Origin of the sequence: Psychrobacter sp. VH5 (assembly GCF_050572635.1) — a bacterium.
GTDB classification, from domain to species: domain Bacteria; phylum Pseudomonadota; class Gammaproteobacteria; order Pseudomonadales; family Moraxellaceae; genus Psychrobacter; species Psychrobacter celer.
On record NZ_CP192145.1, the window covers coordinates 237,075 to 263,809 of the forward strand.

The 26,735-nt window shown below is 46.1% G+C and carries 20 protein-coding genes; 9 read left to right on the forward strand and 11 right to left on the reverse strand.

Features of this window, described 5'->3' with window-relative positions; genetic code table 11:
- Window positions 1–6 precede the first annotated feature (6 nt).
- The 5 genes from mnmE to rpmH all read right to left on the reverse strand — a co-directional run bounded on the left by mnmE (window position 7) and on the right by rpmH (window position 4,610).
- Window positions 7–1,464: a tRNA uridine-5-carboxymethylaminomethyl(34) synthesis GTPase MnmE gene (gene mnmE, locus ACNFVB_RS01030; RefSeq protein WP_430738448.1), complete on the reverse strand. Its 1,458-nt coding sequence runs from the start codon at window positions 1,462–1,464 to the stop codon at window positions 7–9.
- Window positions 1,465–1,639: 175 nt separating this feature from the next.
- A complete protein-coding gene (gene yidC, locus ACNFVB_RS01035; RefSeq protein WP_288996393.1) occupies window positions 1,640–3,322 on the reverse strand; it encodes a membrane protein insertase YidC in 1,683 nt (560 codons plus the stop codon).
- A 215-nt stretch (window positions 3,323–3,537) separates the two neighbouring features.
- Window positions 3,538–3,903: a membrane protein insertion efficiency factor YidD gene (yidD, locus tag ACNFVB_RS01040; RefSeq protein ID WP_288996395.1), complete on the reverse strand. Its 366-nt coding sequence runs from the start codon at window positions 3,901–3,903 to the stop codon at window positions 3,538–3,540.
- A 1-nt stretch (window position 3,904) separates the two neighbouring features.
- A complete protein-coding gene (gene rnpA, locus ACNFVB_RS01045; RefSeq protein WP_288996397.1) occupies window positions 3,905–4,276 on the reverse strand; it encodes a ribonuclease P protein component in 372 nt (123 codons plus the stop codon).
- Window positions 4,277–4,475: 199 nt separating this feature from the next.
- Complete coding sequence (gene rpmH / locus ACNFVB_RS01050; RefSeq protein ID WP_007394757.1) at window positions 4,476–4,610, reverse strand: 50S ribosomal protein L34; 135 nt, start codon at window positions 4,608–4,610, stop codon at window positions 4,476–4,478.
- Between the two features lie 617 nt (window positions 4,611–5,227).
- Between rpmH and dnaA the strand changes: the two genes are divergently transcribed.
- The 5 genes from dnaA to ACNFVB_RS01075 all read left to right on the forward strand — a co-directional run bounded on the left by dnaA (window position 5,228) and on the right by ACNFVB_RS01075 (window position 13,649).
- Window positions 5,228–6,673 carry a chromosomal replication initiator protein DnaA gene (gene dnaA, locus ACNFVB_RS01055; RefSeq protein WP_430737790.1) on the forward strand — a complete coding sequence of 482 codons (1,446 nt, stop codon included), beginning with the start codon at window positions 5,228–5,230 and terminating at the stop codon, window positions 6,671–6,673.
- A 449-nt stretch (window positions 6,674–7,122) separates the two neighbouring features.
- Entirely contained in the window at window positions 7,123–8,298 is a 1,176-nt protein-coding gene (dnaN, locus tag ACNFVB_RS01060; protein WP_288996401.1) for a DNA polymerase III subunit beta, read from the forward strand.
- Between the two features lie 196 nt (window positions 8,299–8,494).
- Window positions 8,495–9,724 (forward strand): DNA replication/repair protein RecF, encoded by a 1,230-nt coding sequence (recF, locus tag ACNFVB_RS01065; RefSeq protein ID WP_430737791.1) that lies wholly within the window; start codon window positions 8,495–8,497, stop codon window positions 9,722–9,724.
- A gap of 574 nt (window positions 9,725–10,298) precedes the next feature.
- Window positions 10,299–12,905 carry a DNA topoisomerase (ATP-hydrolyzing) subunit B gene (gene gyrB, locus ACNFVB_RS01070; protein ID WP_430737792.1) on the forward strand — a complete coding sequence of 869 codons (2,607 nt, stop codon included), beginning with the start codon at window positions 10,299–10,301 and terminating at the stop codon, window positions 12,903–12,905.
- Between the two features lie 135 nt (window positions 12,906–13,040).
- Window positions 13,041–13,649, forward strand: a complete 609-nt coding sequence (locus ACNFVB_RS01075; protein WP_430737793.1) for a manganese efflux pump MntP family protein — start codon at window positions 13,041–13,043, stop codon at window positions 13,647–13,649.
- A 125-nt stretch (window positions 13,650–13,774) separates the two neighbouring features.
- On the opposite strand, the gene rlmF is transcribed toward ACNFVB_RS01075, so the two are convergent.
- Window positions 13,775–14,806 carry a 23S rRNA (adenine(1618)-N(6))-methyltransferase RlmF gene (rlmF, locus tag ACNFVB_RS01080; protein WP_430737794.1) on the reverse strand — a complete coding sequence of 344 codons (1,032 nt, stop codon included), beginning with the start codon at window positions 14,804–14,806 and terminating at the stop codon, window positions 13,775–13,777.
- Window positions 14,807–14,871: 65 nt separating this feature from the next.
- Window positions 14,872–15,534: a LysE family translocator gene (locus ACNFVB_RS01085; protein WP_430737795.1), complete on the reverse strand. Its 663-nt coding sequence runs from the start codon at window positions 15,532–15,534 to the stop codon at window positions 14,872–14,874.
- A gap of 199 nt (window positions 15,535–15,733) precedes the next feature.
- Between ACNFVB_RS01085 and ACNFVB_RS01090 the strand changes: the two genes are divergently transcribed.
- Both ACNFVB_RS01090 and ACNFVB_RS01095 read left to right on the forward strand, forming a co-directional pair.
- Window positions 15,734–16,531, forward strand: coding sequence for a crotonase/enoyl-CoA hydratase family protein (locus ACNFVB_RS01090; RefSeq protein ID WP_430737796.1), 798 nt, complete (start codon window positions 15,734–15,736; stop codon window positions 16,529–16,531).
- Window positions 16,532–16,598: 67 nt separating this feature from the next.
- Window positions 16,599–17,759: a MalY/PatB family protein gene (locus tag ACNFVB_RS01095; RefSeq protein WP_430737797.1), complete on the forward strand. Its 1,161-nt coding sequence runs from the start codon at window positions 16,599–16,601 to the stop codon at window positions 17,757–17,759.
- 38 nt (window positions 17,760–17,797) lie between these two features.
- On the opposite strand, the gene ACNFVB_RS01100 is transcribed toward ACNFVB_RS01095, so the two are convergent.
- The 4 genes from ACNFVB_RS01100 to ACNFVB_RS01115 form a co-directional block, all read right to left on the reverse strand.
- Window positions 17,798–19,363 carry an FGGY-family carbohydrate kinase gene (locus ACNFVB_RS01100; protein WP_430737798.1) on the reverse strand — a complete coding sequence of 522 codons (1,566 nt, stop codon included), beginning with the start codon at window positions 19,361–19,363 and terminating at the stop codon, window positions 17,798–17,800.
- 159 nt (window positions 19,364–19,522) lie between these two features.
- Window positions 19,523–21,169 carry a glycerol-3-phosphate dehydrogenase/oxidase gene (locus tag ACNFVB_RS01105; protein ID WP_430737799.1) on the reverse strand — a complete coding sequence of 549 codons (1,647 nt, stop codon included), beginning with the start codon at window positions 21,167–21,169 and terminating at the stop codon, window positions 19,523–19,525.
- 190 nt (window positions 21,170–21,359) lie between these two features.
- A complete protein-coding gene (locus ACNFVB_RS01110; RefSeq protein WP_430737800.1) occupies window positions 21,360–23,111 on the reverse strand; it encodes an FAD-binding oxidoreductase in 1,752 nt (583 codons plus the stop codon).
- 186 nt (window positions 23,112–23,297) lie between these two features.
- Complete coding sequence (locus tag ACNFVB_RS01115; RefSeq protein ID WP_430737801.1) at window positions 23,298–23,792, reverse strand: cupin domain-containing protein; 495 nt, start codon at window positions 23,790–23,792, stop codon at window positions 23,298–23,300.
- A 367-nt stretch (window positions 23,793–24,159) separates the two neighbouring features.
- Between ACNFVB_RS01115 and guaA the strand changes: the two genes are divergently transcribed.
- The gene (guaA, locus tag ACNFVB_RS01120; RefSeq protein ID WP_430737802.1) at window positions 24,160–25,770 is read left to right on the forward strand and encodes a glutamine-hydrolyzing GMP synthase; all 1,611 of its coding nucleotides are present in this window, start codon (window positions 24,160–24,162) and stop codon (window positions 25,768–25,770) included.
- A 267-nt stretch (window positions 25,771–26,037) separates the two neighbouring features.
- A complete protein-coding gene (locus tag ACNFVB_RS01125; protein ID WP_430737803.1) occupies window positions 26,038–26,559 on the forward strand; it encodes an NADPH-dependent FMN reductase in 522 nt (173 codons plus the stop codon).
- Window positions 26,560–26,735 lie beyond the last annotated feature (176 nt).

Genomic DNA, 26,735 nt, shown 5'->3' on the forward strand with positions numbered 1-26,735 from the left:
GTAGCATTATTTGCCAATACAAAAACTACCAAATATCTTACCTAGTAAGTCATCAGCACTAAACTCTCCGGTGATCTCACCGAGGCTTAGTTGTGCTTGACGCAGGCTCTCAGCCACCAGCTCCCCGGCTTGAAAGACCGTCAGCTGCTCATGCGCTTCTGTTAAGTGCCCAGCTGTCCGTCTAAGCGCATCTATATGACGCGTACGGGCGATGAGGCTATTCTCTGGTGGATGAAAACCAACCTTAGCACACAATGTCTCGATCAATGTCTTGATACCAGCGCCTGTTTCACATGAAACATTGACTTGCTCATAGCCACGCTGAGTGATTTCGTTTTGTGAGCTCGCCATTTGCGCTTTATCGTGGGCATTAGTGAGTAAGTCACTTTTATTGGCGATAATCAGTAGTTTTTTGGCTTCTGGAAGCTTACCAAATAGCTGCTCTGCCAGCTGTAGCGGTGTGCTGTCTTCTGCAAGGTCGCGGCTGACATCGTAGACCATCAGTAGCATATCGGCTTGTGTGATTGCGGTACGCGCGCGCTCAATTCCGATGCGCTCGACAGTGTCGTCGGTATCGCGCAGACCTGCAGTGTCGGTGAGATGAAGGGTCAGGCCGTTGAGGACGACGGTCTCTTGTAGCGTATCTCGCGTGGTGCCTGCCACATTGGTCACGATGGCTCGCTCTTGCCCTGCCAGACGATTAAGCAAGCTTGATTTGCCCGCATTAGGCCGCCCTGCCAACACCACATGAATCCCATCGCGTAACAGCTGGCCTTGTTTCGCTGTTGCCAGCACTTGCTGGATTTTATCTTGCGTTTGCTCAAGCTTGTCTTGAATCACGCCATCCGATAAAAAATCAACGTCCTCTTCATCAGGGAAGTCGATAGCAGCCTCGACGTGCAAACGCAAATGAATAAGTTGCTCTAATAGCTGATTGATCTTTTGCGAAAACTCCCCGCTGAGCGAGCGGATGGCACTACTGGCAGCAGCGGCACTGGTTGCATCAATGGCGTCAGCGATTGCTTCTGCTTGCACCAGATCCAATTTATCATTATCAAAAGCACGATAAGAGAACTCCCCTGCACCCGCTTGCTTGGCACCCAACTCAAATACGCGGGCGAGCAGCTGGTTTTGCAAAATCATGCCACCATGCCCTTGCAGCTCGATCACATCTTCACCTGTAAACGAGTGCGGGCCTTTGAAGTACAGCACCAAGCCTTCATCAACGATGGTACCATCCGCTTGATAAAATCGGCAAAAACTGGCCATGCGCGGTGTAAATGCTGTCTTGCCCGTCAGCTGACACGCAATATCATAGGCACGCGCACCTGATAGCCGTATCACGCCGACACCGCCGCGCCCAAGCGGCGTCGCAATGGCGGCAATCGTAGCCAATCCTGATGGATGAGGCGTATTAGATGTAGCAGGTACGGCTTGCGCCAGCTCAAAAGAATCCACAATCATTCTCATTAGTTAAAAGTCCCATTATAGACGGCTAAAGAGCGACTGACAAAGCCAAACTTAATATAGCAAATCTTGCGTTTACCGGTGTATGACAAAGTGATTGTAAAATACTAACAAATAAAAAAACCACCGCCGCTGCGGTGGTTTTTAATGATAACTAAAAATGTGAAGTGATTTAATCGAGTACCTTAGCGGTACGACGTTTTTGTTCTTCTTCAACTTTTCTGTTGACGATATATTGCTGCGTCATACTAAACAAGTTGTTCACCGTCCAATAAAGCACCAAACCTGCTGGGAAGAACAGCATAAAGGCGGTAAATATAATTGGTAAAAACTTCATTACCTTCGCTTGCATCGGATCAGCTGGCTGCGGGTTTAGCTGTTGCTGTACAAACATCGATGCACCCATCAGCAATGGTAAGATAAACCAAGGATCCATCGCCGAGAGATCTTGGATCCACAAAATCCAAGGCGCGTGACGCAGCTCCACACTCTCAACCAATACCCAGTACAAGGCTAAGAAAATTGGCATTTGCAGCAAGATAGGCAAACAACCCGCCATCGGATTGACTTTTTCTTCTTTATATATTGCCATCATCTCTTGCGACATTTTCATGCGATCGTCGCCGTACTCTTCTTTTAGTGCCTGCAGTCTTGGGGCGATAGCACGCATCTTCGCCATCGAATAGTAACTTTTATTCGAAAACCACATAAGAGCGATCTTCACCAAAATCGTCAGAACAATAATTGACCAACCCCAGTTGCCAATGACTTTATGAATGCCATCAAGAATCGCAAATAAAATTTTAGATATTGGCCATAACAGACCATAGTCGACAGTTTGATTGAGCCCTACGGCGACTTCTTTAAGCTCAGACTGCACCTTTGGTCCTGCGTACAAGGTTGCATTGAGCGTCACTTGCTTGTTTGGCGCGACATTGACAGGCTGGCTATTAAAGCCGATAAAGTAGTCGTTACCTGTTTCGCGGCTAAAGAACTTACCCGTGAAGTTGCCAGGCGTCCAAGCAGAAACAAAGTAATGCTGCACGATACCCACCCAGCCTTTGTCACTGGTAGTAGTCAGCTCACCGTCGTTGAACTTACCAAACTTTAGCTTATTATAAGGGTCGTCAGGCGTACCCCAAGCACCGCCTAGATAAGTCGCCATGCTGAGCGCGCCTTTATCAGACATACCAGGATCTTTGCTGTCATCACGCTTGAGCTGCGCAAACATTTGCCCTTGCCACGCATTGTTAGAAGCGTTTTGGATTTGATAACTGATATCGATCGGATATTTATCTTGGGTAAAGGTAAAGGTCTTAGTGATCGTTACGCCATCTTTTTTGTAGGTGAGCGGTACCGATAGCGTCTGCTGGCCTGCTTCCATCACATAGTTATTGGCAGTGTGGCTATAAACCGCGCGACCTTCTGCGGTGTCGATACCATCTTGGCCAATCAGACCCGACTGCGCCACATATACCCGATTGTTATTATTCTCTAATAACACAAAAGGCTTATCACTATCGAGTGTTGCATCATACTGTTTGAGCGCAGCATAGACGATATCGCCGCCTTCTGGATTGATTTTTATATCATAGCGATCTGTGGTGACTGTGATTAGACCTGCGTCTGTCACTGGCGCGTCAGTGACGCCGCTCGCATCTACAGGCATCGTCTGTACTGGAATGTCACCTGCTGCACCAGTGGTAGACGGGATGTCAGCACCCACTGAGGTGATAGTTTCTGGCACCGTATCTACAGCTGGCGCATCGGCATAATCATCTCGCCATGCCAAAATCAGCAGATAAGCGGTGATTAGCATCGCAATGATGATCATCACCCGAAATATCTTTTGCATAAATCTTTCCTAGATTGAAAAATTAGGGAATGAAAAATCAGGCATGTATCATGACCACCGCACAGTATTCACCCGTGTTTGAAACGGCAATATCAGTAGTCAATCACATAAAATGTTCATCATTTTACTAAAAAACCGCTCTAAATGATACAAGAGTGTGGATAACTTGTGGGTAACTAAAGCGTTATCCTCAGCCAGTCCAAGAGCAGGTTTGCTCAGAGCACGCTCATTAGATGATTTAAACGTGAAACATAGCTTGTGGTGTCTCTAAATACATACAAACCTTGAGCAGTATGCCGAGCAGGGGATAAGTATTGATAATAATAACTAGACAACGGTAACGGCACAAAATCAATGCCATGTCCGCCCAAAGGGTGACAGCGACTCAAGCGCTTTAATAGCAGCCAGCTACCCGACCACCCCCCATGCCATGCCAACGCCTGCTTGCCATAGTTAGAGCACGTTGGATAATAACGACAACGCGCCGGTATGATAGGACTTATTATCTTTTGATAAAAAACAATAAAATAATAAATAAAATTATAAAAAATACTATTTGCTATTTTTATTAAAAACCCCATTTTATTTCTTTTCTATTTTTTTAAAAATATTATTTATTTGATTTTTTAAATCTGTATTATCTATGTCTTTTAAAGGCTTTTTTATTATAAAAACAATATCTTTGTTTTCTAGATTAAAAGACTTGATACGAAACTGCTCACGTATTTGGCGTTTGATTAGATTGCGCATCACGGCCGTGGGTACTTTACGCTTGGTGATCGCCATACCTACGCGTGCACCTCCATGCGTGTTAGTACGTACAAACGCCATCAAATGGCTTTGATGAAGTTTACGCTCTGGCGCATCAAACACCTCTTTGAACGCTGTAGGCGTGAGCAGACGCTGCGCTTTGGTAAAGCGAGCATTGGGAGTCACTAAAGCAGTATGGGGCATAATCAACCTAGTTTTAGAGCTTACGATGGTAGCAAGAATAATAGCGTAAATATCAAAGCAAAGTATAGAGACAAAAAAAGCGCCGATATAGGCGCTTTTAATATATGACGATGTGTTAGTTGTGAAGACTGACTATCGCAATCTATAATTAATAGAAACACAACAAGCACATATGGCCATGCTTATCGCTATCTACTGATTATACAGTAAGGCGATGACGTCCTTTAGCGCGGCGACGGGCTAAGACCTGACGGCCTTTTTTAGTTGCCATACGTGCACGGAAACCGTGAGTACGTTTACGCTTGATCACGCTTGGTTGGAATGTACGTTTCATAACTCACCTATCAAAATAATGGGACTAAATTCGTAATAGCGGAGGATTATACCATTCCCTATTATTTTGGTCAATAAACTAATTTGCTTTATGACATTATCGTTGAATCCGGTAAAGCCCTCTGTACGTCTCAAATAATTTAGACCTTAAACATAATTTATCCATTAGTAACTGTCATCCAAACAGATATTCAAGGATCTCAAAATCGTTTAGTTATCCACAGTTTTCTGCTAACTCTATAATAATTAATTATTAATATATATAGATGTTGTTGTTATTGGGGACGATTTTCTCTGTGGTTAACTTATTATTTCTATTTTATATCAGTAGTTTATGCTATGGGTAAGGTTGTGGATAACTTGTGTATGGATTATGGATAACTGATTGTTTTTACTTGTCCACAAAAGTATCCACAGTTTTATCCCCAAAATAGAGGATGTTATCCACAGGCGATTTGTGGTAGATTATCACCTTGTTTGGCGGGCAAGAGACAGCATGTGGCTGTCTTTTTATTTGATTATCAAAAGCGAGCAAAAATATCGATGCTGGTAGTAGCGAAAGGCTTGCCTCTGGTGTCAGTTGGCTAGGGATTTGATATTAACGAGGTAATGGGTTTCATGATAGATACAGCCACTATTTGGGATAAGTGCCTAAATGACTTGCGTTACAGCGTCAAGGACAACGTATTTACCATGTGGTTACGGCCACTGTCAGCGCATCAAGAGGCCAGTAGTTTAATTATTCTTGCGCCCAATGATTATTTTGTAACTTACATTAAAAAAAATCATTTACAAGATATTCAGCAGCTGGTAGCTAAGCACAGTCAAGGCAGTATCGAAGAAGTGGTGGTGCGTGTAGACAATGCTGGTCGTCAGGTAGAAGATAATCCACAAGCGCAGTCAGGCTCTCTGTTTGTAGAGGATATCCCCTCCCCTACCCTTACTGACCAAAATTTTCAGACCGCGCATCATCATATGGCAAAGGCTGACATCGATACCAATACGCGTCAGGCAGAATTGACTGGCTCTGCTGATGCAAAATCGCTTAGTTATCTCAACCCTGACTTCACCTTTGAGACCTTTGTCACTGGTAAGTCTAACAATTTGGCTTACAAAGCCTGTTATGAGCTTGGAAAACGTCAGTCAAAAAACCGGCACAATCCTTTATTTATATACGGGCCTTCTGGGTTGGGAAAAACGCATTTGATGCATTCCGTTGCACATCGCTATTTAAAAAATAATCAAAGTTTTTATTACTTCACTTCCGAAAAATTTATTAATCAATTAGTTTATTCATTAAGAAATGATAAAATAGAAGATTTTAAGAGAAAAATAAAAAAAGTAGATTTATTGATTGTAGATGATATTCATGTATTGGCTGGAAAGACAAAAAGTAGTAATGAGTTTTTGACGTTATTTGCTGACTTCACAAGTGGAGATAAACAGCTGATTTTGGCATCTGATAGACATCCCTCACAGATGACAGAGTTTGATGAACGCTTTAGGTCGCGCTTTTCTTGGGGGCTGACGGTGGCTGTTGATCCACCTGAGATTGATACACGTGTACAGATTTTGCAGAAAAAAGCGGCTTCTTATGGGATGACGTTGCCTAAAGAATGTGCGCTGTTTATCGCGCAAAACGTCGTCTCTAATGTTAGGCGTTTAGAGGGCGCATTAAACCAAGTATTTGCCAATGCCAACTTAACTGGCGCGCAAATCACACTAGAGATGGTGCAATATGCCCTAAAAGATATCGTTGCCATGCGTGTACAAGCAGTCAATATGGACAACATCCGCAAAATCGTCGCTGAATATTATGATGTGACGGTAAAAGACATCATGGGGCGCAAGCGTACCCGCAGTATCGCAAGACCGAGGCAGATAGCCATGGCTTTGTCACGTGAGCTGACGGGTGATAGTTTTCCAGAGATTGGTCAGTCGTTTGGCGGCCGTGACCATACGACAGTGATGCATGCTTGTGATAAGGTCAATGAGCTGCGTGCAGCAGACCCAGCGTTTGATAAGGATTACAAGACGCTAGCCCTTATGTTACAAGCAGGTTAGCAGCTCTCAGTCTTACTATGTTTTAGCGCCATGATATGGTTTATACTGTAGTCAATCCGACATAACATTGGCATGTTTTATGTCATAGGCTACTGTTATGAATTTTGCGCAGCCTCTGTCGGCGTTGATACAGCGCGCCAGAAAAATGAATACCAGTAGGACAGCACCTATTTTAAAATAGTTTAATTCTATCAATGTCTAGGCAGACGTATGCTTTATAGATTATCGTCAGTAGACAGGGTATGATTAAGCCACTATTTGTATAGTCGATTCACTGTAAAAGCGATATAGTGCAGCTGGTATAATTTTGCCCAGCATCTGTCAGCGTAGACACAGCAAGCAAGGAAAGTTTGTACCAGTTGCACTTTCATATGAGCGTATCGATTTTATTTCGAACTGACTGTAGTTTATTTTTGTAAAAAAAATCCTTTAAATAAGAGTAACTAAGCATGCAATTATCGATTAATCGAGAGTCGTTACTAAAAGCTATTAATTTGATCGCCAAAGCTGCTGATAAGCGCCACAATATGGTCATTTTAGGCAATATTAAGTTGCAGCTATCTGAGTCGCAGCTGATCTTGACGGCGTCTGACCTAGAGGTCGAGCTGACATCGACATTGAAATTGCCTGCCGGTGCTTGTATTGCCGCAGGGACGACCACGTTACCTGCCACTAAGTTAAAAGATATTTGTAAATCGCTGCCAGCTCAAGCTCAGATCAATTTGACCACGCAAGAAAACGAGCGCTGTTTGCTGACCAGCGGCAAAAGCCGCTTCACTTTGGGCACCTTGCCAAGTGAAGACTATCCAAGCCTAGGCAATCCAGAGAACATCACGCCGCTTATCATCAGTCGTAGCCGTCTGACGGATCTGATTCACAAGACTCAGTTTGCGATGGCTATCCAAGATGTGCGTTACTATCTGACTGGTATGTTGTTCGATGTCTCTCAGCAGCAGCTGACCACGGTCGCCACCGATGGGCACAGATTGGCATTGGCGCGTAGTGTGATTGATGTCAGCAGCGACCTAAATATGCAAGCTATTTTGCCTCGTAAAGCGGTCATTGAGCTTGAGCGCTTGGCCTCTGAGCTGGGTAAAATGCTGGGTGATAAAGACAATCCTGTCACTCTAAGCTTTGGCCGTGAGTTTTTGCAAGTCAGCTTGCCATTTGGTGAGGTGGATAGTGCAGGGCAGGTCAGTGATGATCTGGTAGTGACCTTTACCGCGCGCCTGATCGATGGCAAATTTCCTGATTACCGCCGCGTCATGCCGAGCAATACGGATAAGTTGGCGCTGTTTAATCAAGAAAAGATGACAGAAGTACTGCGCCGTGTGGCAATTTTGAGTAATGAAAAGTCTCGCGGTGTGGTCTTTAATTTTGCCACCGACGGTATGGTCGAAGTACGCGCCAACAACGCTGAGCAAGACGAAGCGGTCGAGGTGATTCAGGCCAAATATCAAGGTGAGCCGATGGAGCTGTCGTTTAATGCCGCGTATCTACAAGACGTATTGGGCGTCATCCAAGGCGATGTACAAATGCATATGAGTCAATCCAATGCCTCGGTGTTGGTCAATCAGCTAGGTGATGAGTTTCATCAGTATGTGATTATGCCAATGCGTATTTAGTGTTCGCAGTTTATCCCCACTAAAAGCAACGTGTATGTGATTTTAACAGTATTACTAAGGCGGTTTTTTTGCCAATTTAGGGCAAAAGCATGCCTTAGTAAACTCTAAATTTTCGACTCAAATTAATTCTCAAACCCTTCTTTACCAAACGTTTATCTGCTAAATTAAGCGTTTTTAATAGGCGGCTGTCGCTATCATGATTGAACGTCTACAAATCTCAAATTTGCGTAATCTTACGCAGGTCAATATGCACACTGCCGCCTGTAATGTGATGATTGGTGCCAATGGCAGCGGCAAAACCTCGTTGCTTGAAGCCATATTTTTGTTGTCCAGAGGCAAAAGCTTTCGCCATCATCAGCCTAAACGTTACATTCAGCATCATCAACACACTGCCACCGTTCATGCGAGCTTGAGCGATGGCAATACATTGGCGATCCAAAAGCAAGCCGATGCCACAACGCTGCTGCGGCTCAATCAAAGCACCGTCTATAATCAAAGCATCTTGACTGAGCAACTACCGACACTATTGATTGATCCTTCTAGTATGGACATGCTAGAGCAGGGCAGCGCCAGTCGTCGCCAGTTGTTAGACTGGCTAGTGTTTCACATGAAACAAGGATTCCACCCGCAGTGGCTGGCCTATCAGCGCCTGCTAAAACAGCGCAACAGTTTATTAAAAAAAAGTAAGCATTTAACGCACGTACAGCTTGCTGAGTTGAGGTCTTGGGATAAAGGGCTTGGCAATCATGCCGCGCTTATTCACCATTATCGTCAGCACGTGTTTACAAAGTGGCAACCTTACTTTGCCGATAGCATCGCTCAGCTGTTGCCGAGTTACGCCGAGCAGCTGAGTCTAAGCTACCATGCAGGTTACGATACTGATGTGGCGCTAGAGGTACAACTAGGTGAGCGCTTAGAGCAAGACTTGCAGTTGGGCTATACCCGTATCGGCAATCATCGCGCTGATATCCATGTCCATTGGCGCTCTAATGACATCGTAGCAACCAACGATATCATGCTACCTGACAAGCTACTTGCTGGCTCGGGCAGCAAGCAGGTAATCGCTGACACCTTGCCGATGCTAAAAGAGCAGGCGGCAAACGTCTTGTCTCGCGGCGAAAAAAAGCTGCTCATCACCGCGCTACGTTTATCACAATTGCCTTTATTATTACAGACGGCTAGCACGACACAAGCAAGTACCAATGAAAACGAACGAGTGCTCACCGCCACACCAGTAGTACTACTTGATGATATCACCGCCGAGCTAGATGAGAGAGCGATAGAGATATTATTATCCACGTTAGCCAAACTGCCTTGTCAGGTGTTTATGAGCAGCCTGACCGCTGATATCACGCCTATGGTCAACGGTTTATGGTCAAACCCTATGATGTTTCATGTGAAACAAGGGCAGATTTTGCCTTTCTAAGAGCGCTAAATCTTGTCAAGCAGCCGAAATGAGCTTAACTATATCATCTGCGTTATTTTCTGATTTGATTCTCATACTCAACGGCACTTTATCTCATTTTTATGATCATTTTGAGATGAGGACACGCCATAGGTTTTATCAAAATACCGTCCACCCTAGTATGACTGTCCAAAGCAATAAAACGACCAGTAAACAGTGACTTAGAGGCAAAAAAATGCTAAAATAGGGCTTTATTTTTGTCCTGTTCTCAGCAAGTTGTTTTGTAGCGTCACGCAGTGATTTTTAAGTTTTTAACTGTCTTTAAGTTTATGATAATAAACATGTTTTATTTACTTCTTTAGCTTTGATAAGACATAAAAGAGCAGAGGTTAATAGCAAGAAAATAAAACATGGTTTTTAAGCTTGGCTTAAAGTAAGAAAGCTTTTATAAGGTACTGACGACTCGTACTTTGGCTCACGACATAGCGCTACTGGTGTTAATTCTCCAGATTGGATTTGACATGATGTCATGCGGCTTCATCGTAGTGATGGGTCAATGGCAAACGGCTGATGATGGCTAGATTAAGGAATGCACATGAGTGATTCATTACCTAACGACCACGAGCAACTGACAGTCGGCAGCGTTGCCTCAACGACTGCTACAGCGGAAGGAGTGACTTCAGACTATAGCTCCAAAGATATTCGTGTACTTCGCGGCCTAGAGGCGGTGCGCGTACGTCCTGGCATGTATATTGGTGATACCGATGATGGCACAGGCTTGCACCATATGGTCTTTGAGGTGGTGGATAACTCTATCGATGAGGCGCTGGCGGGGCACTGTGATCAGATTGATATTATCATTCATGAAGATGAGTCGGTTAGTATCATGGACAACGGGCGCGGCGTGCCTGTCGACATCCACCCTGAAGAAGGCGTGTCGGCCGCTCAGGTGATCATGACGGTACTACACGCTGGTGGTAAGTTCGATGACAACAGCTATAAAGTCTCGGGCGGCTTGCATGGGGTCGGCGTTTCAGTCGTCAACGCTTTATCAAAAAAGTTGGAGATGAATATCTGGCGTGAAGGCTATCATTACCATCAGACTTATACTGATGGTGTGCCTGATGCCGATATCGAGCAACTAGAAGCGACCGATAAGACCGGCACACAGATTCGCTTTTATCCCAGTAGTGATGTGTTTACTGGTACTGTTTTTGATTATGATATCTTAGCCAAACGCTTACGCGAGCTGTCTTTTCTTAACTCAGGGGTGCGCATTGTCTTGACTGATGAGCGTATCGACAAGCGTCATGAGTTTGAGCACAAAGGCGGCTTGTCAGAGTTTGTCAGCTATATCAACGCAGGCAAAGAAGGCATCAATGAGGTCTTTCATTTTACCAGTGAGCAAGACGACGGTATCGCGGTAGAAGTGGCGCTGCAATGGACGGATACCTATAACGAAAAGGTACTGTGCTTTACCAATAACATCCCGCAGCGCGACGGCGGTACGCATTTATCAGGGTTTCGCTCAGCGCTCACGCGTGGTCTAAACAGTTATATGGACCGCGAAAATCTGTTTAAGAAAGAAAAAGTCGCCGTCAGCGGTGATGATGCACGAGAAGGGTTAAGTGCGATTGTCTCAGTGAAAGTGCCTGATCCAAAATTCTCTAGCCAGACCAAAGACAAGCTGGTATCAAGCGAAGTCAAGTCAGCAGTCGAATCGGCGATGCACGATAAGTTTAATGATTATTTGCTTGAAAACCCAAGTGCAGCTAAAGCGATTGCCAATAAGATTATTGATGCCGCTAGAGCTCGTGATGCTGCCCGCAAGGCACGTGAGATGACGCGCCGCAAGACTACGTTAGATATTGCAGGTTTGCCTGGTAAATTGGCAGATTGCCAAGAAAAAGATCCATCACTGTCAGAGTTATACATCGTGGAGGGTGACTCTGCGGGCGGATCGGCAAAGCAAGGTCGTAGCCGTAAAACTCAGGCTATCTTGCCGCTTAAAGGTAAAATCTTGAACGTCGAGCGCGCACGTTTTGACAAGATGCTATCGTCAGCTGAAGTCGGTAACTTAATCACCGCACTTGGCTGTGGTATCGGACCTGATGAATATGATCCGGATAAAGTTCGCTATCACAAAATCATCATTATGACTGATGCTGACGTCGATGGCTCACACATTCGCACGCTACTGCTGACGTTCTTTTTCCGTCAAACGCCGGAGCTGATTGAGCGTGGTTATATTTATATCGCACAGCCGCCATTGTATAAAGTGAAAAAAGGTCGTCAAGAGCTGTATCTAAAGGACGATGAAGCACTAAAAGCTTATCTATTGTCCTCAACGATTGATAATACCAAGCTGCACGTCTCTGAAGATGCGCCAGCGATTACTGGTCAAGCGCTTGAGACACTGCTTAACGACTATAACCAAACGCAGCTGATCAAAGCTCGTTTGCAAATTCGTTTCCCAGCGACGCTGTTAGATGCGCTAACGCATACGCCGAAACTGAGCACAGACATGACTTATGATAAGTCAGCGATGCAGGAGTGGCAGGCGCAGCTACAAACTCAGCTGAATCAATTCGGTGATGAGCTAAGCCCTGAGATTGAACTGGTCAATATCCATGAGCAGCAACCAGAAAATATGGACGCTGCTGCCGCTGATCTGCTGGGTATGACCCCCGCATTGACTGCTGATGAGAGTGAGGCGGCTGATAGCGATGCCTTATCGACCAAGGCCCAGTGGCTACCGCGTATCACGGTGTATGTGCATCAGCTGGCGCATCATTACTTGCTTGATGCCAGTTTTATAAATTCGAGCGAGTATAGCAAGCTGCTGCGTTTATCAGCGGAGTGGAATACTCTGTTAGAAGATAGCGCCTTTATTCGTCGCGAAGCAGGTAGTGGTACTACTAAAGATATTCCAATACGCGACTTTGATTACCTATGGCAGCAAATGATGCTCGATGCGCGCCGCGGCCTAGCTATCCAGCGCTACAAAGGTCTAGGTGAAATGAATGCTGATCAGCTTTGGGACACGACGATGGACCCAGAGAATCGCCGTATGCTACGCGTCACTATCGAAGATGCTATTGCTGCCGATCATATGTTCACCTGTCTAATGGGTGATCATGTCGAGCCGCGCCGTGTCTTTATCGAAGAAAACGCATTAACGGTCTCTAACCTTGATATCTAAGGTTTAGCGTTTACATTAAATATAAAATACCGCTTTGGTTTCCAAGGTGGTATTTTTTTAATAATAAGTTTGTTTCACGTGAAACTTTTATAAGTAAATTATCATAAGCTGGCAATTATAATTGATGGACATCAGATGATCGAAGTACTGTTACTCGCTATTGCGCTAGCAATGGATGCTTTTGCGGTATCGATAGGACTAGGCGCTAAATCGCAACAACAAAGCCCGCGCTATACCTTGCGTTTGGCTATTTATGCAGCGTTATATTTTGGCATTGCGCAGGGTGTGATGCCACTTATCGGCTATTTATTAGGCGCGGCACTGTTAGGTTGGTTGGCTGCTGCTGCGCCTTGGATAGGTGGATTTATTCTTATCGGACTGGGTAGCAAGATGCTCTATGAAGTCTTTTTGGCAGATGAGGGTGAGACTTTAGATGAAGGGCTGCGAGTAAATAATGAAGCGGCTGCTATAAACGATAGCCGAAAGAAAAACATCAGTCATCGCACCATGTTTACCCTAGCGATTGCCACCAGTATCGATGCGATGGCCGCTGGTTTTACCTTAAACTTACTCGCTCTCAATGCGTGGCTAGCGTGTGTAATTATCGCGATTGTCACAGCTGTTTTTAGCGCTATCGGCATCTACTTGGGCAAAAAATCAGGTACGTATCTTGAAGATAAGGCAGAAGCTCTCGGCGGCTTTGTACTTATACTCATTGGCTTAAAGGTCATGTTTGTTGGCTAGGGTATGCCCTCAATTCAATCTATAATTCAATCTATATAGTCATCTAAATGGATTAAAAAACCGCTTTGATAGCCAAAGCAGTTTTTTGTTTCACGTGAAACGCTAAAGGTACGCTTTAGCAATAATTACGCTTCGTCAGTATCAAAACGCCAAGCTAAGACCCGCGTGTTTTTTTGTCCTTGGCTCATCTCAATAATACGCATTTGCGCCACATCAAGATCTTTTAGTAGTTGCTGTAAAGGTTTCACGTTTTCAGACTTAGACACTAAGCTGGTAAACCAGCCTACATGTGCAGCAAACTGCTGGCTTTCTCTTATCATATTACTCAAAAAAGCAATCTCGCCACCTTCACTCCACAATTCTTTATGTTGACCGCCAAAGTTGAGGTTTTGCGCCGCATTGCCTGACTTGGTGGAGTGGCGACTGATTTGCGCGCTTTCGTTTTTGCCGCGATGGCGCTGCAAGTTGTGCTGCTTGCGGCTATTGGCGGCCATGGCCTCGTCTAATGAAGCATGAAAAGGTGGGTTGCATACCACCACATCAAAGTAGTCCTGCCGACCGATAATGTTTTTAAAGATATGCTTAGGTTCAGGTTGCAGTTTGATCTTAATCGCGCCTTTGAGCTTGGGATTGGCTTGGCTAATTACCGTCGCCGTATTCACTGAGACCGGATCGATGTCGCTCGCGGTAAAGCGCCAGCCATAGCTTTGGCTGCCAACAATAGGGTAGATAGCACTGGCACCAGTGCCGATATCAAGTGCATGAATATCTTTGCCTGTAGGCGGCGTATTGTCTTCGCTCACATGAGTAGTCTGCGCCAACAAGTCGGCAATATAATGAATGTAATCGGCGCGTCCAGGAATCGGGGGGCACAAATAACCTTCAGGGATATCCCAAAACTTGACGCCATAGTAGTGTGCGAGTAGTGCTTGATTAAGCACGCGTACGGCCTTGGCATCAGAGAAATTAATCGTTGGCTCGCCTTTTGGGTTAGTAATGGTGTAGTCGGCAAGTTCAGGTAGCGCGCGGGTCAATAGCTCAAAATCATAGCGACCTTGATGGGGATTACGCGGATGCAATTGACCGAGTTTTTTGGTGGTTGCTGGGGATCTATTTCTATGTTTTGGACGGTTATTTCTAGAAGAGGGATTAGTCATAGTAGTAGGCTATAAAGTCTGAAGATAACCGTCTAGTTTAGCAGATTTCATCAACGCTAAATGGTTTATCGGCTACGGAAGATCAGGTTTAAGCCCAATACAATCATCGCGCTGCCTAAGATGCGATCTATCCAATGCTGCATGCGGCCAAAACGCTTTAGGATAGCAGGAATGGACAATAACACCACCACCGTGCTAAACCACGCCATCTGTAGCACCATCATCCAAACACCATAAATCGATAACTGCCACAGCGGGATATCGGGTGATAATACTAAAGTAAATATAGCGACAAAGTAGACTGGCGCTTTGGGATTAAAAACGTTGCAAAAAAAACCTCGGCGCAGAGTAGCAAAGCTAGATTCAGTTTTATCTGTAACATTGCTATTACTGTTGCTATTAACATTATTAGTAAAAGTGGTCGTTTCTACTGGTTGTTTGGGTTTAGCGCCAATTCCTTGCCAACCTAAATAAATAAGATAAGCGCCGCCCAACCATTTAATAGCGGTCAATAACGGCTGCGAGTGCGCTATCACTGCTGCCAGTCCTAATACCGAGTAAATAATATGCACGGCTAGACCTAAGGTAATCCCTAAGCTACAAATCAAGCCGGCACGTCGACCTTTGGTTAAAGTTTCACGTGAAACTAAGACGAAATCAGGGCCAGGGGAAGCCGCTGCAAGTAGATGCACGCTCGTGATAAGCAAAAAACCGTGCCAAAATTCCATAAAATGCTCTAGTGGTTACTAAGGAGTATCGTAAGATTAATAATAGTGGCAGCTATTAATTTTAGGGTCAACTGCTACCGATGCTAGTGCTTTTCATCTTGTGTTATAGGGTAAGGCTGTCTATATTAAAAGTCAGTAGCATTATTTTAAAAATGAGATCACACCCTACGATAACGACAAACCTAAAAAGGATATAACCATGACCACCCAAAACGATACAAGCAATCGCATCACTTATGAAACTGACGGCTACATTTGTCTCATCGGGCTTAATCGCGCCGACAAACGCAATGCATTTGACAGCCATATGATCAAACAACTCTCCGAAGCATTAACAGATTATGAGAACGACGATAATCTACGCTGTGCGCTCATCTTCGCACATGGCGAGCACTTTACCGCTGGTCTTGATCTGATGGAGCTACAAGATAAATGGAATAAAGGCGCGTTTGAATTTAGTGACTATGAAATCGATCCGTGGGGTATCGGCGGTAAGCTGCGCACCAAACCTGTGGTAGTGGCGTTACAAGGCACCTGCTTTACTGCTGGGATTGAGCTGATGCTTAACAGTGACGTGGTTATCGCCAGTAGCAATTGCAACTTTGCGCAGATGGAGGTGCAGCGCGGTATCATGCCGTTTGGCGGGGCGACGGTACGCTTTGTCGCGGCGGCAGGCTGGCAAAAAGCCATGCCGTACTTGCTGACAGGTAAAAAATTTGACGCGCAAACCGCCGACAGACTAAACCTAGTCAGTGAAGTCGTACCCAATGGTGAAGAGTACGAGCGCGCGCTAACGATTGCCAAAGAGATTTGCAGCGCCGCGCCACTTGGGGTAAAAGGGCTGCTATCCTCGGCGCAAGATGCCAGCCGTAATGGCGCAAAGTCAGCGCTGGCTAATATTCATGGTTATCTGCCGCATTTATTTCATTCAGAAGACGCAAAGGAGGGTGCGATGGCGATGGTTGAGCGCCGCGAGCCTGAGTTTAAGGGTAGGTAGAGACTCGTAACGCTACCGAACGCATGATGTAAAGCTTTCTTTAACCGTATGACCAAGGACAATACCAGTGCAATATAACTTCGACGAAATCATCGATAGACGCGGTACGGGATCACTTAAGTGGCACTATAGTGACGATACCATTCCGCTGTGGGTCGCCGATATGGACTTTAGAGCCGCGCCGCCTGTTTTAGATAGTGTGCAGCGTGTCGTAGATCATGGTATTTTGGGTTATACCAAACCGACTGATGCTTTGTATAAGGCGATTATTAATTGGCACGGTAGTCGTTATGGTTTGCCGTTAACTAAGGACAAAATCCTATTCTCGCCAGGGGTGGTGCCAAGTCTAGCGCTGATGATGCAGATATTCACCGAGGTAGGCGATGCGGTACTAGTCAATGATCCCATTTATACGCCGTTTATGACTAAGGTGCAGCAAAATAAGCGCACGCTTGTGATGTCTGCGTTAAAAGAAGTCGAGGGTAAATACCAACTCGATCTAAAAGATATCGAAGCTAAAATTATCGAGCATAAGGTTAAGCTATACTTGCTATGCAACCCGCATAATCCAGGCGGGCGAGTGTGGACTGCAGGCGAGCTTAAAGCGCTACTGGCGCTGTGTCAAAAACACAATGTCGCCATCGTCAGTGATGAGATTCATCAAGATTTGACCTTAACTGGTCATAAGTTTGTGCCTTTCTTAAAGTTAGCAGAAGCGGCAGGTTACGCGCATAAGGTGGTGAGTCTCACCTCGATGACCAAAACCTTTAACGTGGCGGGTATCAAAGGCTCGATGATCTTTGCCAAAGATGACGCTTTAATCAAAAAAATCAGCCAACAGCAGCAGCTAAATGATGAATACGAGCTGAATTTATTTGCTTATACGGTGATGCAAAGTGCTTATGAAGAGGGCGGAGAATGGCTGGAACAGGTGCTGGCTTATATTGAACACAATGTCGAGATCACGCTAGATTTTTTAGAAGGGCATCTACCTGATATTAAGGTCATGCGTCCTGAGGCGTCGTATTTGATTTGGCTCGATTGCTCGGCATACGCGCAAGATAATCAGGCGCTTTATGACAAACTGCGTGACGCCAAAGTTGAGCTAAACGCGGGTATTAAATACGGTAGCGAGGGACATCTAAAAATGCGTATTAATGTGGCGTGTCCGAAAACGCTGCTGCGTGAGGGGTTAAATCGGGTTTATGCGGCGTTTACGGATGATTAATAAGCAGACTAAATGATATTGATATTAGAATACAAATATCATTTAACCGGATATCCTGTGATGTCTTGAATGCTCTGATACAACGGTTTTAGGCGCTCGTACATCTTCAGATAGACCTCGTTATAGAGTCGTTTGTAGAGTTGTACGTTGGCTTCAATAGGTAAGAATTCGTCGCCTAAATGGGTCATGGCGTCGCTGGCAGCAGCGTGGTCAGGATAGACGCCGAGACCCACCGCGCAGTTGATGGCAGCGCCAAGGCCAGTGGCTTCAAAAGTGTGCGGGCGGTAAGCGGGCATGGCAAAGATGTCGGCGGTGAGCTGCATGGCAGCGTCGCTTTGGGAGCCGCCGCCTGAGACGCGCAAGTGTTTGATGGGTTTGCCGGTGCGCTTTTCAATCGTATCAAAGCCAAGCTTAAGCTCGTAAGCCAGCCCCTCTAAGATAGCGCGGTACACGTGTGCGCGGGTGTGTACATCGCCAAAACCAATGAGGGCGCCTTTGCCTTCAAGCCCCGGATGCCGGACGCCCGGCGACCAGTACGGCTGCATAATCAGTCCCATGCTGCCGGCTGGAATGTCTTTGACGGCGGCGTCGAGGAGCTTTTCGGTATCGATGCCTTGGGTTTTGGCAAGCTGCTCTTCATAGTGGGCGAATTGTTCTTTAAACCAGCTGACCATCCAAAAGCCGCGATAAATCATGTACTCGTGGTTGTAGTAGTGCGGAGCGGCGGCGGTGTAGGCGGGCATGTGTTTGAGGATTTCGACATAGTCGGGGGAGATGGTATTGATAGTAGCGGTGGTGCCAAAGCTAAGACACGCAGTATCGGCGGACAGTCCCGCTGCGCCTAGGGCTTCGCAGGCTTTGTCACTGGCGGCGGCAATCATCGGCGTGCCCTTTGGGATACCTGTGACTTTGGCAGCTTTGGCGCTTATCTCACCAAGAGTTTGGCCTGGTGGGATGATTTTGGGCATTTGCTCGGGGGTACAGCTAAACAGCCGCCATTTTAGGGTGTTGGGTTTGAGCCATGTTTGCGCTTTGTAGTCATACGGCAGATAGCCGACCGAATGACCATTTGAGTCGATAAGTTCACCTACTAGCTGATAAGTAAGGTAGGCGGAGAGATTGACGTAGTGCGCAGTCTTTGCCCATATCTCAGGCTCGTTTTGCGCGAGCCAATTACAGCGCGCTTTTTGTTGGGCGTCTTTGACTAATTCGCCCATGCCGATGAGTTTGGTTAGCGGGTGTAAAAAACCAATGTCGTGTGTCTCAGCGCGGCGCAAATCCATCCAGACGATGGCAGGACGTAGCGGCTGCTTGTCTTTATCAAGGCAAATCATGGTATAGCGCTGGGTGGCGAGACTGACGCCAGTGATTTGTTCAGGTTTAATCTCGCAGCTTTGCCAAAGTTGCTGACAAGCCTCACATAGCTTTTGCCAATAGTAGTCGGCGTGCTGCTCAGCATAATTGGGCTGCTCGGAGAAATACGGCTCGATAGGCACGCGGGCTTTGGCGATCTCGCTGCCGAATTGATCAAAGATAAGCGCGCGCACGCTTTGGGTGCCGTTGTCGATGGCTAAGAAATAGATGGGGTCGTGAGAGGTGGTCATAGTAGTCCTTTACTATGGGGGATATTTATCAAAATTAGAACGTGCTATTGGTACAAGTTTTCCTTGCTTGCGACCGTCAGAGTTTTCGAGGCTACGCAGCTTTTGTTTTAAAAAAAAGTGCCCTAGCAGCTCTAATCCTTATAATAACTCGATAAGAAGCTAAGCCGCAGGCAGATGATAATAACGTTGCCATAACTCAGTATAGCGAGTGACTTCTTGTTGCCACTTTTGCTCATCCCAGCCCAGCTCCTGCTGGCAAATTTGCTTCAGTCTGGCACTAATCAGTGGTGTCATCGCACCGTGCGGTAGGATTAAGCCTAAGCGCGTCCGCCGCAGTAGTAAATCATCTAAATGTATGACTTGTTCAAAGCGCGCGGCAAAGCGAATCTCCGCCCAAATAGTATTGCTATCGGTGACATAAGCTAAGTCTTCTTCATGCGCCAGCTCAAGTAAAGTATCGAGCTGTAGACCATAGAATCCTTGCAAGCGCTGCTGTAAGAGTTTTGGTAAAGTGGCAAATTTGGCATGAGTCGGCGTAGGATTGTTAAAGACTTGATCGCTATTCGTGTTTAAGTTTTGAGTAGCAGAGTCATCAAGGTCGAGCACTTCTTGACATTTTGCCAGCACATCAAGCGCAATCAGGCGAAAGGTGGTCAGTTTGCCGCCGCTGACGGTCACCAGATTATTATCGAGCCAGACGCTATGATCGCGCTTTTCTTTACTGGGGCTGACGCGTTTACCATTGCCGCTATCTGCTATCAGCGGTCGTACGCCTGCCCACGTGCTGATGATATCTTTGCGATTCAAGTCAGTCTCATTAAATAGCGAGTTAGTCGCGTCTAATAAATAGTCGACCTCTTCATTGGTAATGCCGACCTCTTCGTCATTCAGTGGTGGATGATCCAAGTCAGTGGTGCCAAGTACCGTACGGTTCTCCCACGGAAAGACAAACACCGCTCTTTTATCAGCAGGATGCAAAAAAGTATAGGCTTGCAAGGTAGGTAAGCGCTCTTGACTGACGACTAAGTGACTACCGCGTGAGGGACGTATTTGCTTGTTGAAGCTTTGCTCAGTTTGCTCGCGGGCTTGCATACGTAAGGTATCGGCCCAAGCGCCGGTGGCACTGACCACCACTTTGGCGTGAACCTTATAGGTTTGATCTTTATCTTTAGAAGCGGTGTCTTTTAAAGTTGCACCCACCACCAAGCCCTGCTCATTGGTGATAAGCGACTCGGCTTTAAGATAATTAATAGCGTGCGCGCCGTCATGAATGGCTTCGTCAAGTACGCGCATCACTAAGCGCGAATCATCGGTGATCGCATCGCTAAACTGGCTGGCACCCAAAAATTTATCTTGCTTGATATTAGGATTCAGACGTAAAAAAGCGTCCTTCTTAAAGTATTTAAAATAGCGCTTACCCGCTATTCTGTCATAGACGCGTAGCAAGGTATTAAATATCCACGGCGGCGGAAACTTACCTTTATAATGCGGCATGACGTAATGCATCTCGTTAACTAGACCGCCTGCTTCAGTGAGCATACGTTCGCGCTCGCGTACGCTAAGCAGTGTCGTTTTATAATCGCCTGAGGCAATGTAGCGCAGGCCGCCATGCACCATTTTGCTTGAGCGGCTGGAGGTGCCCCAAGCAAAGTCTTTTTGCTCGATAAGTAATACGGCAAGGCCACGCTTTGCTGCCTCGCGTGCAATGCCCGCACCAGTAATACCGCCGCCGATGATCAGCATATCCCAAGGTTCAGATCGTGCTAGGGGCGCGAGTGCTTGTTGGCGTTGTGTGCTTTGGTTCATAAATTACTCTTCTTAAATGACGTCATTCATTTAACGAACATAAATAGTTAAGCCATTTTGAAATCAGTTCGATATAGTGCTACTGATATTGATTTTGTGCAGCCTCTGGAGTGACGAAGTCGCACAGCAAGCAAGGAAAATTTATATCAGTAGCACGGGATAGACAATCTATCTCTCATATTTTCAATTTCTATTCCTCAAGCAATACCCCTGGATTCATACGCTGCTCAGGATCTAGACTTTTTAGCATATCATGAGTCACTTGTAGTCCCAGCGCGCCTTTTTCGGCAGCCAGGTATGGGGCATGATCGCGGCCAACGCCATGCTGATGCGAGATGGTGGCTTTACCATTGGCAAGGCTCATACTGGCCGCATGTTTGATTTTTTGCCAGCGCTGTAAGGTAGTCGCATGGTCTTTGGCGGCGCGGAAGAAGTAAGTTGTATATAGACTTGCGCCTTGCTTATAGACGTGCGAGATATGGGTAAAGGCCATCACCTCCTCTCCTTCGTCCGCTAAGGCCGTTTTTACCGCCTCTTGCATCTGTGCCATTTGCTCGTCAATACGGCTCCAGTTGGTAGCGGTCTCAAAGGTATCAACCATAATGCCTTTATCCCAAAGCGTACCGCGCAGATATGGGAATTTAAAACGCCCGTGCGCCCAAACACTACCCATAATATTGGTAATTTTACCCGTGACACTACCATTTTGCTTTAACAATTTATTAAACTGCGTCACTGCTAGTTTATTTTGTGCTTTATCTCCTGAGAATCCATAAGTCAGCATCACCTTATCTGAGCTGAGTCCGCGCGCTTTTAGATAAGTGCTAATCGCTAAAAACTGGCTTGGCGTCGTACCTAGATGCAAATGCGCGTCAGTCTCGACCGCATTGCTTAGGCGTAGCATAGAGAGGCGAACATTGTTTTGCACCGCTTGTTTGAGTACCGCTTTGCCCGCTTCCCAATTCGGCAAGAAAGCCACTTTAAATAGCTCTTCTTCAGGTTGCGGTTGCACGCGCATTTTTACCTCGGTAAAGATACCTACGCGGCCCTCAGTACCCATCATCATCTCACGCAAATCTGGCCCTGCTGAGGATGCAGGAATGTCAGCAATCTCTAGCACGCCTTGCGGGGTGACTAAAGTACCACCTGCAAACATCTGCTCGATGCGTCCATAGCCGAGTGATTGCTGACCACTTGAGCGCGCCGCAATCCAGCCGCCAAGCGTCGATAGCTCCCACGACTGCGGGTAATGACCTAGACGGTAACCGTGCTCGCCCAATTGCGCCTCGACCGCTGGCCCTTGGGTGCCCGCACCAAAAGTAGCAATCTGGCTCTCGGTATCTAAGTCAATCAGTTGATCCATTTTACTCATGGCGACGGTCAAAACAGGCCGCGCGCCCTTTTGTGGATTGATATGCCCGACCACCGAGGTACCGCCGCCAAATGGAATGATAATCAGATCGTGCTCTTGGGCGAGCTTGAGTAATTGCTCGACATCACTAGTCGATTCGGGGAAAGCCACGCCATCAGGGAAGGTCTCAAAGTCGCCGCTGTGCATCGCGATCCAATCAGGGAAGCTCTGCCCACGGGCGTGTCTGAGTCTGATCTCTTGATCGGTCGAGACTATATTTAGCTTGGTAATAGCTGCTGGCAGGCGCGATTTGGGTACGGTTTTTAGCACGTCTTTGAGGCTGACAGAAGGAAGTTTTTTGGTTTTGCCGATATGCGATTTGATCAGTTTTGCGCCATGCGGCGAGACTTTTTTATTAATATTGACGTTACCCCAGCCATTCCAGCGCGTTTGCTCTATAGGGGTGTTAAGAGAGGTATTGGTTTTTGCAGTCATGTCTAGATTGGCGTTATCGTTGTTGTCGCTATCAGAGATTTGCAGAGTAGAGGAGGGTTTAGCGTGTTTACGGGTAGGGAGTTTGAGTTTGCGCATAGAGACATACCTGTCGATTGTAATCACTGTACTTGTGGTTAGAGTGTAGCGGCTAGTTGGGTTAAATAGCTCAGCATAAATAGCGTTTATTAATCACCATACTGATGTTTTTGAATGATAGCAACAAAAAAAACTATTGTTTATAAGTTATAACTAGACATGCCCTTTTTGTGTTTGGATGACCCTTTAAACTTTACCCAAATCTTCTAAATCGACAAATTCCTTCTCTCCATGGATCTTGTACATTCTACGTTTGATGTCTGGATAGTTGGTGATATCAATCGGCGGTCTGCTTCCGCCCATAAGGTAGGTGGCGTCTCTATCGCTATCATTACGCATCGAATGCGCTGCACCGTACGCTGGAAAACCAACAAAATCGCCAGCACTTAAATGATAAGTCTTATCGCCATAGCGCAGTGATAGCTCGCCTGATAATACGTAGATAAACTCATCTGACTCTTCATGATAGTGGTGCTGGGTGGTTTCATCGCCCGGCTCAACGCGTACTAGGTGTAAGCCAAAGGCGTTTAGTCCAACAATATTGCTTAGAGATACCGTATGACGAATGGCGTTGTCGTTAAACTGATGCACGTGCTTGGTTTCAGGAATCGCGGCGATATCGGACTTAGTTAGGATATAGTCTTTTGGATCGTCGAATTTGGGCTTGGGTAGGCTAGTCATGGTTTATCTCCGTTATTTTTTCAGGCTTAAGCTTATATAGTCAATATGAAATAAAATCGATACGTTAATAATACCGTGCTACTGGTACAAATTTTCCTTGCTTGCTGTGCGCTTCGCACTTTTCGATGCTACGCAACTGTTATTCAAAACAAGTATTCCAGTAGCACGGTATCGGTTTTAAAGTGAATTAACCATAGTAGCGAATATTTTTTGACTTTATGTAGTGAATTAGGTAGGTATGCTTATGATTCATTTGCAGATGAAACGCTTTTGTTTATTTACCTAATCCACGTTATCTAGTCGCCCATGATTGGCTTAAACTTGTTAAAATAGGCTGATAATTTTACTTATTGATGGACATCGATTTATGACCACTGCCGCTGCTATCCCTACTATCAAAGAAGATCGTATTCTTATTCTTGATTTTGGCTCGCAATATAGCCAGCTCATCGCTCGCCGTGTGCGCGATTCTGGCGTTTTTTGTGAGATGTTTCCTTATGATATCGACACTCAGCGCATCCATAACTTTGGTGCCAAAGGTGTCATCCTATCGGGCGGTCCTGAGAGTGTGCATGCGGAAAACAGCCCACGTATCAATGACGCTGTGTTTGAGCTTGGTGTACCAGTACTTGGCATTTGCTACGGTATGCAGGCGATGGCAGATCGCTTCGGCGGTAAGGTACATGCCAGTGATATCCATGAGTTTGGCGCGGCGACCATCAATGTCAATGGCCACTCAAAGCTTACTGATGGCATCGAAGATAGCGTCAGTGAAGACAAATCGACCACGCTAAACGTCTGGATGAGCCATGGCGACAAGGTCATCGAAGCGCCACAAGGCTTTGATATCATCGCCAGCACACCAAGCTGCCCGATTGCTATTATGGCCAATGACGACAAGCAATACTATGGCCTCCAGTTTCATCCGGAAGTGACGCACACCTTACAAGGTCAGGCGCTGCTAGGCCGCTTTGTCCATCAAATCTGCGACTGTGCTGGTGAGTGGACACCAGACAACATTGTCGATATGCGGGTGGCACAATTAAAAGAGCAAATCGGTGATAAACAAGTGCTGCTTGGGCTCTCAGGCGGCGTCGATAGTTCAGTGGTCGCGGCATTACTGCATAAAGCCATTGGCGATCAGCTCACCTGTGTATTTGTCGATAATGGCCTCTTACGTCTGCACGAAGGTGATCAAGTGATGCAAGTGTTCGCCGAAAACATGGGCGTCAAAGTCATCCGTGTCGATGCTGAAGACTTGTTCCTAGACGCGCTAGCAGGCGAGTCTGACCCGGAAGCCAAACGTAAAATCATCGGCAAAACCTTTATTGATGTGTTTGCCAATAGTGCCCGCGAAATCAGCGCACAAAGCGATGGCACAACCATTGAGTTCTTAGCACAAGGGACGATTTACCCTGACGTGATCGAGTCAGCCAAATCGCACCAAGGTAAGGCGCACGTGATTAAGAGCCACCATAACGTCGGTGGTCTACCAGATGACTTGGCGTTTGAATTGGTTGAGCCGTTACGCGATCTATTTAAAGATGAGGTGCGTAAACTGGGTATCACTTTAGGTCTACCAGAGAAGATGATCTATCGTCATCCGTTCCCAGGGCCAGGTCTAGGCGTGCGAATCCTTGGCGAAGTGAAAAAAGAATATGCTGATATCCTGCGTCTTGCCGATGCAATATTTATGCAGGAGCTGGAGCGCTCTGGCTGGTATGACAAAACCGCGCAAGCGTTTGCGGTATTCCAACCAATCAAATCGGTCGGCGTGGTCGGTGATGGTCGCCGCTATGCGTGGGTCATCGCGCTACGTGCTGTTGAAACTGTAGACTTTATGACCGCGCGCTTTGCCCATCTGCCGTATGAGCTGATCGAGACGGTATCGAATCGCATCATGAATGAAATCGCTGACGTCTCACGCGTGACTTATGATGTGTCGAGCAAGCCGCCTGCTACTATTGAATGGGAGTAATTTTCTAGTTTTAAGCGCATAAAAAAAGCCCATCGTTGTATGGGCTTTTTTGTGGGTGGCATTCTCACATTTGCGGCACACGCTACACTACAAATCTAAAAAGGGCCACCACCACCCAACCGATTAATAATACTTATTAAGGTTTTCAGCTATTAAAATCGGTCATCACGTTCATAAGGCGTATCATAGTGGCACACGATAAGGCAGCACAGGCTATCTAAGCGTGACGCTGCTACCACATAGCACAAGAATCATAAGGATTTTATAATGAAAGTACTCGCCTTTGGTACCAGCAATAGCCGAAACTCAATCAACCAGAAACTGGCCCGCTATGCCGCCACGCAAATCGACGATGCGGACGTGACGTTACTTGATATTCATAATCTTGAGATGCCGATATACAGCGAAGAGCGCGAAAAAGAAAGCGGCATTCCTGCGTTTGCACATGATTTTTGTCAAGCGATTAGCGAAGCGGACGCGATTGTGATTTCTTTTGCTGAATACAATGGCTCGTACACCGCCGCGTACAAAAACCTGTTCGATTGGGCATCGCGCATTGATATGAAAGTGTATCAAAATAAGCCAATGATTATGCTTGCGACCTCACCAGGGGCGGGTGGCGCACAAAGCGTCCTTGCTGCTGCCGAAGGTTCAGCGCCATTCTTTGCCGCTGATGTCAAAGGCGCGCTGTCACTTCCGAACTTCTTTGATAACTTTGATGTCGAGAAAGGGGAAGTGACGGATGAGATATTTAATCAGCAGTTGAATGAGATTATCAGTACGTTATAAGCAGTCACTATAGGCTATAAAAAAACACTCAACTTGGTTGGGTGTTTTTTATTTGAAATTAGCAAATAGTGGTAAAGCCCTTAGTTTTTATTGAACATTTGTTTTTATTAACTATAATGTAATCAACTTTAATTGGTTGTTTAAGATGTGAGTTGAAATAAGGTCAGCAACCATTC

Coding starts and splice junctions, on each gene's coding strand:
- mnmE (WP_430738448.1), bottom strand. CDS start 1,464: ATGATTGTGGATTCTTTTGAGCTGGCGCAAGCCGTACCTGCTACATCT.
- yidC (WP_288996393.1), bottom strand. CDS start 3,322: ATGCAAAAGATATTTCGGGTGATGATCATCATTGCGATGCTAATCACC.
- yidD (WP_288996395.1), bottom strand. CDS start 3,903: ATGGGGTTTTTAATAAAAATAGCAAATAGTATTTTTTATAATTTTATT.
- rnpA (WP_288996397.1), bottom strand. CDS start 4,276: ATGCCCCATACTGCTTTAGTGACTCCCAATGCTCGCTTTACCAAAGCG.
- rpmH (WP_007394757.1), bottom strand. CDS start 4,610: ATGAAACGTACATTCCAACCAAGCGTGATCAAGCGTAAACGTACTCAC.
- dnaA (WP_430737790.1), top strand. CDS start 5,228: ATGATAGATACAGCCACTATTTGGGATAAGTGCCTAAATGACTTGCGT.
- dnaN (WP_288996401.1), top strand. CDS start 7,123: ATGCAATTATCGATTAATCGAGAGTCGTTACTAAAAGCTATTAATTTG.
- recF (WP_430737791.1), top strand. CDS start 8,495: ATGATTGAACGTCTACAAATCTCAAATTTGCGTAATCTTACGCAGGTC.
- gyrB (WP_430737792.1), top strand. CDS start 10,299: ATGAGTGATTCATTACCTAACGACCACGAGCAACTGACAGTCGGCAGC.
- ACNFVB_RS01075 (WP_430737793.1), top strand. CDS start 13,041: ATGATCGAAGTACTGTTACTCGCTATTGCGCTAGCAATGGATGCTTTT.
- rlmF (WP_430737794.1), bottom strand. CDS start 14,806: ATGACTAATCCCTCTTCTAGAAATAACCGTCCAAAACATAGAAATAGA.
- ACNFVB_RS01085 (WP_430737795.1), bottom strand. CDS start 15,534: ATGGAATTTTGGCACGGTTTTTTGCTTATCACGAGCGTGCATCTACTT.
- ACNFVB_RS01090 (WP_430737796.1), top strand. CDS start 15,734: ATGACCACCCAAAACGATACAAGCAATCGCATCACTTATGAAACTGAC.
- ACNFVB_RS01100 (WP_430737798.1), bottom strand. CDS start 19,363: ATGACCACCTCTCACGACCCCATCTATTTCTTAGCCATCGACAACGGC.
- ACNFVB_RS01105 (WP_430737799.1), bottom strand. CDS start 21,169: ATGAACCAAAGCACACAACGCCAACAAGCACTCGCGCCCCTAGCACGA.
- ACNFVB_RS01110 (WP_430737800.1), bottom strand. CDS start 23,111: ATGCGCAAACTCAAACTCCCTACCCGTAAACACGCTAAACCCTCCTCT.
- ACNFVB_RS01115 (WP_430737801.1), bottom strand. CDS start 23,792: ATGACTAGCCTACCCAAGCCCAAATTCGACGATCCAAAAGACTATATC.
- guaA (WP_430737802.1), top strand. CDS start 24,160: ATGACCACTGCCGCTGCTATCCCTACTATCAAAGAAGATCGTATTCTT.
- ACNFVB_RS01125 (WP_430737803.1), top strand. CDS start 26,038: ATGAAAGTACTCGCCTTTGGTACCAGCAATAGCCGAAACTCAATCAAC.